The sequence below is a fragment of the Halobacillus sp. 12SKB genome (assembly GCF_052941655.1).
In genome coordinates this window covers 147,699-161,072 of record NZ_JBRFWR010000001.1, presented here as the reverse complement: position 1 = coordinate 161,072, position 13,374 = coordinate 147,699, and the positions used below count along the sequence as shown (strand labels likewise).

General features: G+C 41.5%; 15 protein-coding genes. 6 read left to right on the top strand and 9 right to left on the bottom strand.

Annotated elements, in window-relative coordinates:
• Nucleotides 1-352: 352 nt before the first annotated feature.
• Nucleotides 353-2,260, top strand: coding sequence for an endonuclease MutS2 (locus ACQ4XT_RS00830; RefSeq protein ID WP_446852082.1), 1,908 nt, complete (start codon nucleotides 353-355; stop codon nucleotides 2,258-2,260).
• An 86-nt stretch (nucleotides 2,261-2,346) separates the two neighbouring features.
• On the top strand, nucleotides 2,347-3,033 hold the full coding sequence (gene msrA / locus ACQ4XT_RS00825) for a peptide-methionine (S)-S-oxide reductase MsrA (RefSeq protein WP_446852081.1): 687 nt from the start codon (nucleotides 2,347-2,349) through the stop codon (nucleotides 3,031-3,033).
• Nucleotides 3,034-3,349: 316 nt separating this feature from the next.
• Here msrA and ACQ4XT_RS00820 read toward each other — a convergent pair whose 3' ends face one another.
• The 3 genes from ACQ4XT_RS00820 to ACQ4XT_RS00810 are packed head-to-tail and all read right to left on the bottom strand — an operon-like array spanning nucleotide 3,350 to nucleotide 4,610.
• On the bottom strand, nucleotides 3,350-3,664 hold the full coding sequence (locus ACQ4XT_RS00820; RefSeq protein WP_446852080.1) for a DMT family transporter: 315 nt from the start codon (nucleotides 3,662-3,664) through the stop codon (nucleotides 3,350-3,352).
• A gap of 2 nt (nucleotides 3,665-3,666) precedes the next feature.
• On the bottom strand, nucleotides 3,667-4,011 hold the full coding sequence (locus ACQ4XT_RS00815; RefSeq protein ID WP_446852079.1) for a DMT family transporter: 345 nt from the start codon (nucleotides 4,009-4,011) through the stop codon (nucleotides 3,667-3,669).
• A 14-nt stretch (nucleotides 4,012-4,025) separates the two neighbouring features.
• Nucleotides 4,026-4,610, bottom strand: coding sequence for a TetR/AcrR family transcriptional regulator (locus ACQ4XT_RS00810; protein WP_446852078.1), 585 nt, complete (start codon nucleotides 4,608-4,610; stop codon nucleotides 4,026-4,028).
• A 213-nt stretch (nucleotides 4,611-4,823) separates the two neighbouring features.
• Between ACQ4XT_RS00810 and ACQ4XT_RS00805 the strand changes: the two genes are divergently transcribed.
• From ACQ4XT_RS00805 to ACQ4XT_RS00795, 3 genes are all read left to right on the top strand, one after another.
• A complete protein-coding gene (locus ACQ4XT_RS00805) occupies nucleotides 4,824-5,027 on the top strand; it encodes a hypothetical protein (protein WP_089653914.1) in 204 nt (67 codons plus the stop codon).
• Between the two features lie 338 nt (nucleotides 5,028-5,365).
• Nucleotides 5,366-6,109, top strand: coding sequence for a PAS domain-containing protein (locus ACQ4XT_RS00800; RefSeq protein WP_446852077.1), 744 nt, complete (start codon nucleotides 5,366-5,368; stop codon nucleotides 6,107-6,109).
• A 441-nt stretch (nucleotides 6,110-6,550) separates the two neighbouring features.
• Entirely contained in the window at nucleotides 6,551-8,704 is a 2,154-nt protein-coding gene (locus ACQ4XT_RS00795; RefSeq protein ID WP_446852076.1) for an ATP-dependent helicase, read from the top strand.
• Between the two features lie 75 nt (nucleotides 8,705-8,779).
• Here ACQ4XT_RS00795 and ACQ4XT_RS00790 read toward each other — a convergent pair whose 3' ends face one another.
• On the bottom strand, nucleotides 8,780-9,247 hold the full coding sequence (locus ACQ4XT_RS00790; RefSeq protein ID WP_446852075.1) for a hypothetical protein: 468 nt from the start codon (nucleotides 9,245-9,247) through the stop codon (nucleotides 8,780-8,782).
• A 293-nt stretch (nucleotides 9,248-9,540) separates the two neighbouring features.
• Here ACQ4XT_RS00790 and ACQ4XT_RS00785 point away from each other — a divergent pair, with 293 nt between their 5' ends.
• Nucleotides 9,541-9,939 carry a GNAT family N-acetyltransferase gene (locus ACQ4XT_RS00785; protein WP_446852074.1) on the top strand — a complete coding sequence of 133 codons (399 nt, stop codon included), beginning with the start codon at nucleotides 9,541-9,543 and terminating at the stop codon, nucleotides 9,937-9,939.
• A 26-nt stretch (nucleotides 9,940-9,965) separates the two neighbouring features.
• Here ACQ4XT_RS00785 and ACQ4XT_RS00780 read toward each other — a convergent pair whose 3' ends face one another.
• From ACQ4XT_RS00780 to ACQ4XT_RS00760, 5 genes are all read right to left on the bottom strand, one after another.
• Nucleotides 9,966-10,463, bottom strand: a complete 498-nt coding sequence (locus ACQ4XT_RS00780; protein ID WP_446852073.1) for a DUF6241 domain-containing protein — start codon at nucleotides 10,461-10,463, stop codon at nucleotides 9,966-9,968.
• Between the two features lie 100 nt (nucleotides 10,464-10,563).
• On the bottom strand, nucleotides 10,564-11,334 hold the full coding sequence (locus tag ACQ4XT_RS00775) for an SDR family NAD(P)-dependent oxidoreductase (protein ID WP_446852072.1): 771 nt from the start codon (nucleotides 11,332-11,334) through the stop codon (nucleotides 10,564-10,566).
• A 150-nt stretch (nucleotides 11,335-11,484) separates the two neighbouring features.
• Nucleotides 11,485-12,258 carry an ABC transporter permease gene (locus ACQ4XT_RS00770; RefSeq protein ID WP_446852071.1) on the bottom strand — a complete coding sequence of 258 codons (774 nt, stop codon included), beginning with the start codon at nucleotides 12,256-12,258 and terminating at the stop codon, nucleotides 11,485-11,487.
• On the bottom strand, nucleotides 12,236-13,156 hold the full coding sequence (locus ACQ4XT_RS00765) for an ABC transporter ATP-binding protein (RefSeq protein ID WP_446852070.1): 921 nt from the start codon (nucleotides 13,154-13,156) through the stop codon (nucleotides 12,236-12,238). The genes ACQ4XT_RS00770 and ACQ4XT_RS00765 overlap by 23 nt, the downstream gene beginning before the upstream one ends.
• On the bottom strand, nucleotides 13,153-13,374 hold the full coding sequence (locus ACQ4XT_RS00760) for a PLD nuclease N-terminal domain-containing protein (protein ID WP_446852069.1): 222 nt from the start codon (nucleotides 13,372-13,374) through the stop codon (nucleotides 13,153-13,155). Before ACQ4XT_RS00760 ends, ACQ4XT_RS00765 begins: the two co-directional genes overlap by 4 nt.

The window sequence follows — 13,374 nt, the reverse complement described above, 5'->3', positions numbered from 1 at the left end:
GGAACACAGGTGATGGTTTCACGAATGTAACTTTTAACCCGTGAAGGAGAAATGATTTATGAGTGTGGTTGTTCTTAACTAATCCATGAACTGGATATGTCCTGAAAAAAAGTGTGCGGAAGCATGCTTGGTTTGTTATACCCTTTTTCAGGAACAGTTAAGAACAAGCATAAGCATAGCCGGATAAAACGATCCTAGAAGCTATGACTGGCTTATTCAGTCATAGCTTTTTTCGTACATTCGTGGAGCCTACATTCTATATGTGTCCTACGGAGTCCGCAGCGAGCTATCTTCAGCTTGTTGCGGACTTTTTTATTTTCATGATCACCTGTGAAAATGAGGAGGAAGAACATTGAATCAACAAACATTTGAAAGTTTAGGTTTGAACAATATATTGACAAGAGTCAGTGGTTTCGCTCATACCGATCGTGGCAAAGAAACGATACTACAACTGCAACCATCCAATGATCAAAAGAGATTGGAGAGGATGCACGAGGAAGTTAAAGAGGCAAGAGCCATTATTGATAGTCACAGTCATGTACCCATTCATACCCTGGGTGACATTCAGGTCATGATTGATCAAGGGAACAAAGGTCTCTATATCCGTCCACAGCAATTTGGTTCCCTCGTCTCTTTTCTGGAGCATTGTACAAAATTGAAACGTTTTATGAAAGATAAGCACATCCTGGCCCCGACCATCTCTCTTTATGTTGATTCCATTGCGGATCTAACCCAATTGGAAGAGGAGATTTACGGGAAAATACGCCATGGACAAATCGATGAGTCTGCATCGAAAGAGTTAGGGAAGCTGCGAAGAAAAATGGATAAAACTCTCAGCGATATGAAAACGAGGATGGAAAGTTCAGCTAAAAAATATAGCTCTTTCCTTCAAGAGAATAGGCCGGTGGATAAAGGAGGCCGATTGACCCTTCCTGTCAAACGAGAGAACCGGTCCAAAGTGAAAGGTGTCATCCTTGACCAATCTTCTTCTGGTGCGACGTTATTCATAGAACCTAAAGAAGTGACGTCCCTTCAAGAGGAATACGGACTTTTGAAAATGCAGGAAGAGCAGGAGATGGAACGGATTCTCTATGCGTTGACTGCCTCTGTTCTGGAAAAGGAATATGAATTGAATATCGCTATGGAAACGATGCACCAGTATGATGTTCTTTTTGCAAAAGCGAAATACAGTAAATTGATTGATGGGAATGCCCCGGTCTTTTCACAAGGGGAAATGGAGATCAAAGAAGGTCGTCATCCACTATTAGGGGAAAAAGCCGTTCCGCTGAATCTCCATATGGGTGAAGATGATCAAGCTCTGCTTATTACTGGTCCAAATACAGGAGGGAAGACGGTCACGTTAAAAACGGTCGGATTGTTTTGTTTAATGGCGCAATGTGGACTGCCGATTTCCGCACAACCCGGGAGTAAGTTACCTCTTTTTCAGCATGTATTTGTAGATATTGGTGACGGTCAAAGCATTGAAGAGAATCTAAGCACCTTCAGTTCAAGGCTGACCAACTTGATTCATGTTTTGCAGCAAGCCAATGATCATTCTTTGCTACTACTGGATGAAATCGGTTCTGGTACAGACCCAGGTGAAGGGATGGGATTAGCCACTGCGATTCTGGATCAACTTGCTCAGAAAGGTTCGACGATTTTAGCGACCACTCACTATAGTGAAATGAAAACCTATGCCCTGGAGAAAGAAGGGTTCATTAATGGTGCGATGGCTTTCGACTTGGAAACCCTCAAGCCTACGTACCAGTTGCAAATAGGGACAACCGGGAAAAGTCAGGCGTTTGATATCGCTTATAAATTAGGGCTGCATCCGGAAATTCTCAATCATGCTTATACCATCACATATAAGAAGGAAGGGGGTTTCACGAAAGAAGATGAACTCTTGAAGAATCCATCCTATGCCAAGCAAGTGGCGATCAATAGGTACAGGCAAAAACGAAAAGCTCAAAAGAAAGAGGAGCCAGGTTTTCAAATGGGGGATAATGTTTGGATTCCTGCAGAAGAAGAAATGGGCATTGTTTATAAAGGCCCGAATGCTTTAGGGAATTATGTGGTCCAAGTTAAAGGGGAAAAGAAAGAATACAATCACAAGCGCTTGAAACTCCATATCTCAGCTGATGAACTATATCCTGAGGATTATGATTTTGATATTATTTTCAAATCGAAAGAATATAGGAAGATAAAAAAAGTGATGGATCGGAAACATGTCGATGGATTAACTTTGGATGACGAAGACTAAATGTACACATTGGGAGAGTGCTGAAATTTCAATTGGCATTGATCCACGTGTTATTCTGAAGTAAACAGCCAAGAGGGGTGAAGCATGTGAAGAAGCGGACGAAATGGATCATGATTATAGCCGTACTTTCATTAGTAGCTGTTCTTGCCATCCCGGAAGCTTATGCTTATTTAACGAAGCGGAATTATGATAGTGAAGCTGTGACAGCCAATGAAATACCTGAAGGATATGAGGTGGCTACTCTGGCGGGGGGATGCTTTTGGTGTATGGAGCCTCCCTTTGAGGAATTGAAGGGCGTCCATAGTGTCATATCCGGTTATACGGGAGGGAAAACAGAAAATCCTTCTTATGATGAAGTATCTTCCGGAGGAACGGGCCATATTGAGTCTGTTCAAGTCTATTATGATCCAGACGTCATTTCCTATGAGCAGATTCTCGATGTCTTCTGGCGCCAAGTCAATCCCACCGATGACGAAGGTCAGTTTGTGGATCGAGGATACCAATATACGACCGCCATTTTCTATCATACCCCCGAACAGCGGAAAACGGCTGAGCGATCCAAACAAAGTCTCCAAAACTCCAGTCGCTTTAAGAATGAAATAGTCACTCCGATTCGAAAAGCGGAAGAGTTTTACAAAGCGGAGGAATACCATCAGGATTACTACAAGAAAAATAAGGTGAGATACGATTTTTACCGTGGCAATTCAGGTCGTGATCAATATTTGGAAGAAAAGTGGGGCGAGGACTTAGAAGTGGATCTTCCTAAGAAATAACCTTTTTGACTGAACGCCATCTTTTATAATAAAACAAAAAAACCCCTTCGCGGAAGCGAAGGGGTTTAAATCAATGGAATTCAATAACTTTCTGTTTCTTTAGGAATGGAAGGATTCGCATCCGTATCCATACTTGTATAGCCTACATAACTAAAACCGATGACAATGATCATAAGAATGGCCAGCAAAATTCTTCTCATTATGTTTCCTCCATCACTACAATACGACAGAAAAAAGCAGACTTTGTCGAATATTGTAGATTGTTGCTTATTCTATTGTAAGTGTTCAGAAATAAGATTACAAGCCTATCATTCGTCTAAGAAACCATTTTTAAACCGATGACTCCGGCAACGATACAAGTAATGAACAACAGACGTTTTCGGTTCGCTTTTTCTTTAAAGAAAAAGATTCCAAGCAATACAGTACCTGCCGACCCGATTCCCGTCCATATTCCATAGGCTGTTCCGATTGGAAGATCTTTCAAAGATAAAGATAGAAAATAGAAACTTGCTGCACCTGCAAATATAGCCATGAATGCCGGTTTCCGTTTTTGGAACCCATCAGACAGCTTCAAGAAGAACATGGCTGTCATCTCTCCTACTCCTGCCATCATTAGAAATACCCACGCCATGCTTATCCCTCCTGTTGTACTTGTTCTGCGTTTGTCTCAGACATTTTTAAGCCAATAATCCCTGTAATTAAAAGTGCAATAAAAAAGACTTTCCCAGCTCCGCCTCCGTCGCCAAGAAAGATCATCCCGATTAAAGCTGTGCCTGCTGCGCCAATCCCTGTAAATATCGCATAACCTGTGCCGATATCAATAACTTTTAATGCTTTTGTGAAAAAAGTGAAGCTGATAATGATACATATGACGGTTACAGTTGAAATGAGGGGGTCCGTGAATCCCTCTGACAATTTCAACCCAACAGCCCAACCGATCTCAAAAAAAGCACCAAAAAATAAATAAATCCATGCCATCGTTTCATACCTCCCTAATGTTCCGGGTTTTTAATGCCAAGCCAGAAAATTTGCCAACTTGCTTCCTGTCTTTCTTCAAAAACATCCCGGTCATAAAAGTTTTCTTCCAGAAACAAACCGTCAATCAACGTATAAAAAGCAGAAGTTAGCGTATTTGTAGAAAGAGGGCGGATGATTTCCTTCTCTATCCCACGCTCAAATACTGGACGGATAATCTCTGTCATACAGTCTTCCACCATCAAGAAAACTTTCTTAATTTCATCTGCGAATTCTTCGGGTGGAAAAAAGGTTACACGTTTGAAAAACATGCCTTCTGTTGAATGAGCCATATGTTCCAGGTAAACGCGATAGATCTCATGAAGATGATCAGCTACGGAGTCCCGGTGAATGGATCCTGCTTGATTCATCAGATGACTCTTCTCTCTTTCTCCAACGTCATAAAGAACATGAAGAAAAATATCTTCCTTATTATCGAAATGGTTATAAAGAGAAGGTTTTTTTATTCCAACTGCTTTGGCAATATTGGCAAGAGTCGTATTTTCGTATCCATGATTGGCAAAGAGCTTAAGACTCTCTTCAATAATCGTTTCTTTTGTCATTCAGCTCTCTCCTTTCAGCTAACTAACGTTTGTTAGTTTCATTTTATCACGACAGTTGTATGTTGTCCAGATCTCTATTTTCGACATGTTTAGTCACGAATAATGTAGGGAATGCTTTGTAATAAGAGGACTTATATCATAAAAGGAAATAGGAAGAATGAGGCACATAATAATGGCAAGTGCCTGATACTAAAACAGAAGGGGATTGAATCGGTGAACCAATATAAACTGGATCGATACGAAGGGGCATATGCGATTTTGGTCGAAGAATCCGAATTTAAGAATGAACTTTCTGTACTCAGAGAGAGGCTTAGCTTTGTAAAACCAGGAGATTATGTTGAAATAGAATTCGATTCCATTGGTAATTTAAAACATGTAGCGATTTTGTCTAAATGCGACAAAATGGAAAAAGCTTAAGAAGAAGTGCGTCAGCGGCTCAGTTCTTGACCCGTTGACGCACTTCTTTTTTTTATGCCGCAAAAGCTCCCGGTTGTGGAGAACTCAGTTTCAAGATGTTTCCAGGGGTTTATTGATTATTTTAAGTGTCAGACCCCGGAAAGCGAACGGTTGCCCTTAGCCCCATCCACTAAAAAAACATCTCAAAACGGATTCTTAAAGAATCCTTCCATTAAGTTGAAGATATGGAAGGGTATTGTTATTTATTCAAAATATTTTGACAACAATGTCGAATTACCTTGCATTTCTATTGTATATCATCATAATAAAAGTAAGAGATTTGTACTGGGGGGATACTCATGCTATTACGTAATGCGATGGACCTTTTGGATGAGGGTGTATTGATTAGTGATGAAGAATACACCATCACATACGTCAACCCTGCCTATGTAAGGATGTTCCAATTAGAGGAAGAGCGCATTGTTGGAGAAAATCTCAATCATTTGTATCCGGACTTAGCACCAGAAAAAAGAGTCTTATCCAAGTCCATTGAAGAAAAAAAAGACATAGATTTTGAAGGATTGGAGTTTCAATGGCAGGGTGTGGACATGGTGCTGCACATTTACACTAAACGCTTTACCCATGAAGGAGAGAATTTTATTCTCATCCGTATCTTCAATAGGACGGAACAATCAAAAAGAGAGAAAGAGTTAATTCATATGATTGGAGAAATGACTGCTAACATTGTAACGATAGCTAAAGGTTATGCCCTTTTACCATTACAGCCAATTTTAAGAGAGGAACAACGCCATATCTTATTGGAAAGAGTACCTGTTTTATGTCAGGAACAGAATGTGAGTCGACTGGCGATTCAGTTCTCGGGTATTACTTCGATTGATGAAGAATGGGCAATCCTTTTGAAAAATCTTATGATGAGTCTTAAGATGTTGGGCATTGAAGTTGTTCTTGCCGGCATGCGGCCCCAGGTAGTGATGCAGTTTACAGAGAATCATATCCAATTGGATGGAGTACGGACATTTATGAACGTGCAGCAAGCAACCAAGTATTTTCTGGAGACGGGGTTAAAGCCGAGATTCGAATAGCATTGAAAATAGTATCACCTACCATGAGGGCGACAAGGTTTCATGGAACAATCATAAGCATGAAGGAGATGAAGTAGGAAATTTTAAAAGAGTCTTCTCAAATCAAGCACGTGGTCTGTCTGCATTTATGACACGAATAGATTAAGGGAGCAACCTGGTTTTTCTAAAGATGGTCATGCACCTGATCTTTATACACCCAGCCATCATTCCCACTTGTTGCTGATCCTTGAGGAATTTGAATTTAGAGAAGATGATCTTTCTCAACTCCTTTTCTTACTCCTTCATAACTTCTGCATAAAACCATGACGTTTTTATTGCTGCCTCTATATCTATCTACTCTTAAATTGTTTCAGTAAGTCCTTCCATTTCAACATAAGAACACAGACTCTATGCTGTCTAATGTGCTATAATACAAACAAATGTTCTTGAAAGGTGATCAATATGGAAGAACTACTGGACGGACTTAACCCATCACAACAAGAAGCGGTTGTATCTACAGAAGGATATGTCCGCGTCATTGCAGGTGCTGGATCTGGAAAGACACGGGCCCTCACTCATCGGTATGCCTTTATCGTTAATGAGCTCGGGATCGACCCTGCTAATATGCTATCTGTAACTTTTACAAATAAAGCGGCCCATGAAATGAGACGACGGGTGAAAAAATTAATCGGGGGAGAGCAGGACACAGGTTTTATAACCACGTATCATGGATTTTGTGTCCGTGTCCTAAGGGAAGATATCCACCGGCTCTTTTACCCGAAGAATTTTGTCATCCTGGACGTGGAAGATCAGAAAATTTTACTAAGAGAAATCTTTGAAGATATGGGGTTAAAACTGAATGATAAGACATTCAAAAGAATTCTCGATAAGATTGGAATTCTGAAAGGAAACACACATTATGTACAACAAATGATTCTACGTGGAGCCATGCCCTCCGTAGAGAACTCTGGCGATTTGGACAGTCAGATTATTCAACAGTATCTGAAGAAGCAAAAGCGTGTGTACGGGCTGGATTTTGATGATTTGCTTAATTTTGTCTTTACTCTTTTCGAGCAGAATCAAGAAGTGCTGGAAAAGTGGCAGGATCGACTTTTCTACATACAAGTCGATGAATTTCAGGACAGCAGCTTAAAACAATTCGAACTTGTGAAAATGCTTGCTGAGAAACAGGGGAATCTATTTGTCGTCGGTGATCCCGATCAAACCATTTATGAATGGCGGGGAGCTGACCCTAAATACATGGTTGACTTTGAAAAGTACTTTCCTGATGCTCAGACCATCTTTTTAAAGGAGAATTACCGTTCCACACCGGAAATTCTCTCTTTGGGAAATGCCTTGATCCGCAATAACTATTTCAGGGTGGATAAGGACATGCTTCCTGTCAATCCTTCAGGAGTGAAAGTGGTTCATTATCATGGGAAAGACGAGATACAGGAAGCGAAATGGATCGTGAATAGGATTAAACAACTCGTGGAAAAAAAGAAAGCGAATTTGAGTGAGATCGCCATTTTGTATCGAGCGAATTATTTATCTCGTTTCGTAGAACAGGAACTTATAGCTGAAAATATCGAATATACGATTTTCGGTGGATTTAAATTTTTTGACCGCCTGGAAATTAAGGATGCCCTGGCCCACTTAAGGATGATTGCTTTTCAGGATGATTTGTCTTTCAGTCGAATCATTAATGTACCGAAGCGCCAAATTGGGAAGAAGCGGATGAGTTTCCTCAGGGAAAAAGCAGAAGAGGAGGGGCGGTCTCTCTATGAAACCCTGAAAAAATATGCGGACCATGATCGGCTGAGGAGAACAGGTGCTCAATCTTTTATTGACGCCATCGAATATTTAAAGCAAATCAGAAGCAAAAGAAAAGTTTCGGAACTGCTTCAAGAAGCGATGCAAGTGACGGGGTACGAAGCTTACCGGAGGGAGGACGGGGATCAAGAAAGACTGGATAATATGACTGAGCTCCTTCATTCGATTGTCCAGTATGAGCAGACCCTTGGTGAAGATATTGATTTGGATGAATACTTGCAAATGGTTTCTCTCTATACAGATAACGAAAGGGCAGACCAGATCGATTCCATTAAACTCATGACCATTCATACAGCCAAAGGGTTGGAGTATCCTTATGTATTCGTTATTGGTATGTCGGAAAGTGTTCTCCCCAATGTCCGGGCCATCAGGCAGCGGAAAGAGAGGGGATTGGAAGAGGAGCGCAGGCTTGCCTATGTAGCCGTGACGAGAGCGGAAAAGGAACTCTATTTGACCGAATCTGAAGGTTTTCAAAATGGAGGGCAAAAAAAATACCCTTCCCGTTTTATATTTGAAGTCGAAGATCGTTTTTATGACCGTATCGGAGAGTTGGATGAATCACTCATGGAAGAAGCGAAAGAATATATTCGGGCCTCCCATCGTCTTGAGAGAGAGTCTTCTGGTGATTTCTTTGAAAAAGGGACCCGGGTCAAGCATCCTGTTTTCGGTGAAGGTTCCATCGAAGAAGTTGATGAGAAGAAGAATAATTACATGGTCTTTTTTGACCGGCTTAAAGCTCCTAGGCCAATCAGTCGGAACTTTAAAAAACTAGAAAAACTATAAAGAAATCAGAAGACCCGTCACATTCATATGTGACGGGTCTTCTTTAGGAATCCCATCATATAGGGACAGAGCATTTTATATAGCGTTCGCAATATTCATTGCTTTTTCTGCCCGTTCCTCTTCAGGACCATAGTATTCCAGCTGATAGATGACATCGAGATCTCCATCATACCATTCTACAAAGATATGATCCTCCTTTTCCTGGACACCAGCTACAGCGCCAGAGTTCAAAGGGACCTGTAGTTCTGATTCTTGGAGAATATTTCCTGGCTCATACAAGGTGCTCACCCTGACTTTCTCTGAACCATCCGATTGGTAAAGAATCTCGACTTTCTTGTCTTCCATCTTTGACTCAACCTGGGTGACTTCGAATGGCACTTCTTCAGGAAGACCGAGCTTTTCCTTTTTCTCATCTGATAGATCCTCTACAGGCTGAGCGAACGTCTCAGGATAAGCCGTTTTCAAATCCTCCAGTGATAAATTTTGAGAAGAACAGGCGGCGAGAAAAATCAATGTCGCGAACAGTAGTATTCTTTTCCACATGTTTTCCACTCCTTGAACAGTAAAAGAAAAACTTCCGTTCACATTTTATCATACTTTCCTCTATCGGATTCTTAAGAATTCTGATCTGTTCCCAGTCGATCGCTTTTTCTAGTGTAGGAAACATCAGAACGGGTGTATAATAATTTTAAAGTTATATAAAAATAGTAGGATTTTCTTATATAACTTGAAACGTTTAAGGGAATCAAACGTAATAAAGAGTAGATAAATAGAATGAACAGACTGGGTGACGGCTCAAAGGGGAAAATCTTAATCACAGCGAAAGGTAGGATGACATGGAATCTATTCAAATTCGTACGTTTCTTGAAAAAGATTTTGACGCTGTCCAGCAATTAAATGAAAAAGAAGGATGGAGCGGCCTTGTAGAACGTGGAGAGGAAACGTTATGCTCCTGGTTGAATTCAGAACCAGCTCTAGTTGCCATTGTAAATGGTGAACTCGCCGGCTTCCTCCGAGGGCTCACAGATGGGTCCATCACATTGTACGTGTGTGATTTGCTTGTGAAAGAAAGTTTTAGAAATCAGGGGATTGCGGAGAAATTGATTCAAACCGCTCATGAATGCTATCCAAGTACACGTGTGGAAATGTTGGCTTCAACAAAGTCTGAGGGGTACTATGCAAATCAAGGATATCGATCCTTTTATGGATTCAGGAAATCAGCTGAAGAGATGTAAAAAACAACTGACCCTATGACATCGGGTCAGTTGTTTTCTTTTATATATTCGGCTTCTTCCTCAGGACTAAGGAGGCGCTTAGCCTTCCCGATTGTACCACGCTGCATTTCCCAAATCGTATTATGGTCAGCTACAGCATTTGAAAAATCCTCATCGGCCCATCTCATTAAAATTTGTTTATAGACATGTTTATGAGTCAAATCATTCGTTTCCAAGTGTTCGAGCAGCCAAGAAATGCGAAGGGGGTGGATTTCGAAAAACGTCCATTTTTCATCTGCTTTCACTTTCTGATGTGCCATGCCATGAATGTATTCCTGGTATTCCCTGTCTGTCAATTCCGGTCCTGAAATTTCTCCTCCAAAAGGATTTTTCCCATCTCTCTCATAGGCTCTCAGTTCTTCCGCATTGACTGTTCCTGTGACACCATGAGCGATGGATGACCCCTCGGTTTGTACATACACATAGGCTCCTGTGACGGCACCGATACATAGACAGAACGAAAACCATAGGATTAATCTCTTCATGTGCAGCCCCCTTAAAAGTGTTTACCAGTAATTTCTATTATATAGGAAGGGGAGGGGGAGAAAAAGAGAATGGATACAAATAAACTTGTATGACCTCTCCTTAGCTATCGACATAATGAGCTAATTTTGCTGCAAATGAGCGTGGGATGAACTTGGATGCAAAGGCCATTCCTTGGTTCATTACACCGGGAACAACCACACGTTTGCCTTTCACAAAGCCGAGAAACCCGGATTTGGCTACCGATTCAGGGGACATCGTACTGTTTACAAGTTTCGTATGTTCGGCTTTTGCCGTTTTGAAGAAGTTGGTATCTGTTGCGCCCGGGCATAAGGTGGTAACCGTCACACTCGTATCTTTCAGTTCCTCTACAAGAGCTTCTGAAAGGGAAAGGACGTAGGCTTTAGAAGCATAATATACGGCCATTTTTGGACCAGGCTGGAAGGCAGCGGTGCTCGCTACATTCAACACCCCTTTAGGAATGGAGCGAAAGCGGGCCGCTTTGATTTCAGGTAAGAACAGGTGGGTCAGTTCAGTAAGTGCATTGATGTTCACCTGCAGCATTTTCTGTTGGTCCAGCAGAGGAAGGTCTTCGAAAAGCCCATTTAAACCAAAACCAGCATTATTCACAAGAACAGTAACATTTAAGCCAAGTTCTTTTACCTTGCTATACACAACTTCAGCTGCGCCCGGTTCTGATAAATCCTGGGGAATGATAGTGATTGGGTGACCATCAAGTTCCTCTTTCAACTGATGAAGCTTGTCTTCAGATCGTGCAACGACAATCAAGTTATATCCTGACTTTGCGAATAGACGGGCAAGCTCGTATCCAATACCACTCGAGGCTCCTGTAATCAATGCAGTTGGCTTCATGAAAAATCTCTCCTTTTAACAACTTCGTATGCGTTTGATGATAATAGTCTATACCCAATTACCAATAAGAACAAATCACACTGTCTGTTCACCATGAAAAACTAGACCAGGTCATCTGGTAGTTGGATGACCTGGTCTAGTACACTTTGGTTATACAATCTCTCTTCGCTTCAGTGTCTGTATCGCTCCGAAAAGCAGGAAAATGATCAACAATATTGTGATCAAACCAGCCATCCAGAGGTCTTGCTCAACTTCCCCGCTTCTTAGTAAGAAAGGGAGGTGGGCGGTTATTTGTGTTGGACTCCATTCCAAAAGGTGAGAAAAAACACTGGTAATCAAATTTAAGACAATGATCATACTAATCGTTAAAAACAAGACAAGGCCGGGAATTTTCGTCCATGTGTTCATGAAGAGGCTTAGGCTGATGACAAAGATTATATACAGGGCATAAAAGGCAGCGGTGCTCATTACGTGAATGAAAGAGATATCACCGAAGAGAAGTTGCACATAATACCAGCTTGCAAGCAAGCCGATAAAAATAGAAAGAAGAATGATTGTAACATGGGCTGCCCATTTAGCAGTCACATAGGCGGTATAGGACACCGGCTTTACAAGAATCAACTCCGCGACCCCTGATTTCCGTTCTCCAGCAATCGTTCCCATTGTAATCAAAGTGATGACGAGCACTCCAAGCGTATTTATTTGTGAGATACTCATCATGAATACATTCGCTGGCGGTGGAGTCGGAATATCAAAGGTCGCACCTTCAGGAAGTCCTCCAGTAGATTCCAGGATTTGAGGGAGGTAATAAGTTGTTAAAGGATCAATGATACAGAAAAGAATGAAGACAAGAGGAACCCAAATCCACCTGTAATTTCTGGCGGACTCCAGGCATTCCTTATTATAAATGATCAGCCATTGCATGCTCATTCACCACCTTCATGAATAGGTCCTCAAGTGTCGTCTGTCCTACTTCAAAGAAAAGAAGCGGCCATTGTTCCTTGTTTACAAGGTCTAAGAGAACATCACGAGCCTCAGCGACATTTTGTACATATACATGCATCTTTTGCTTTTGAATATCTGTATGGGTGACGAACGGGAACGCCTCCACTTTTTCTTTGTATAATTCCGTGTTTCCTTCAAAACGAAGCGTGATCTTATCTACCTGATGTCGTTCTTTGACATCTTGGAGAGAGCCGGATTCTACAATAGATCCTTTATGCATGAGAAGTATTTCATCACTTGCCTCCTCCGCATCATTCAGGATATGTGTGGAGTAGAGCAGCGTAGCTTCTTGTTTTAACTCTTCCATCAAATTTAATACATCACGCCGCCCGATTGGGTCCAAAGCGGATACCGGTTCATCAAGCAGGAGAACGTTTGGCTTGTGGATCATGGCTTGGGCAATTCCGAGTCTTTGTTTCATACCACCTGAGTAATTGGATATTCTTCGATTTTTGGCATCAGCAATACCAACACGGTCCAGCAACTGTTCCGCTCGTTTTTGAGATTCCTGCTTAGGGATATGGGAGAGACGGGCGACGAATTGAAGAAATTCCTTACCTGTCATCCAATTGTGAAACTGCGGATGTTGGGGTAAATAGCCGATGTAATTGCGAATATCACCTCTTACTCCGTTTGAAAGCTCCACTTGACCTGAGGTGGGGTGCATGAGCCCTGCAATCATTTTTAAGGTTGTCGTCTTTCCTGCACCATTTGGGCCAAGCAAAGCGACACATTTCCCTTGTGACAAATCGAATGTGATGTTTTTTACAGCATATTCTTTATCAAATTTTTTTGTCAGGTTTTTTAAGTGGATCACGACTCATGACTCCTTCCAAAGATAAAGTAAGCGATGGGACCGATTGTGTTGATGAAAAATATAATGAGCGCCCACATCCATTTCGGTCCTTTGGTAGACTCCGCCCGTATTAAGCTTACAAGAGCTGTAATCATCAAGACCATCTGGATGATAATCAGGGGAGCAATGATCGCTAGATTTTCGTTCATGAATTCAATGACGTTTTGAGTGAATAACAT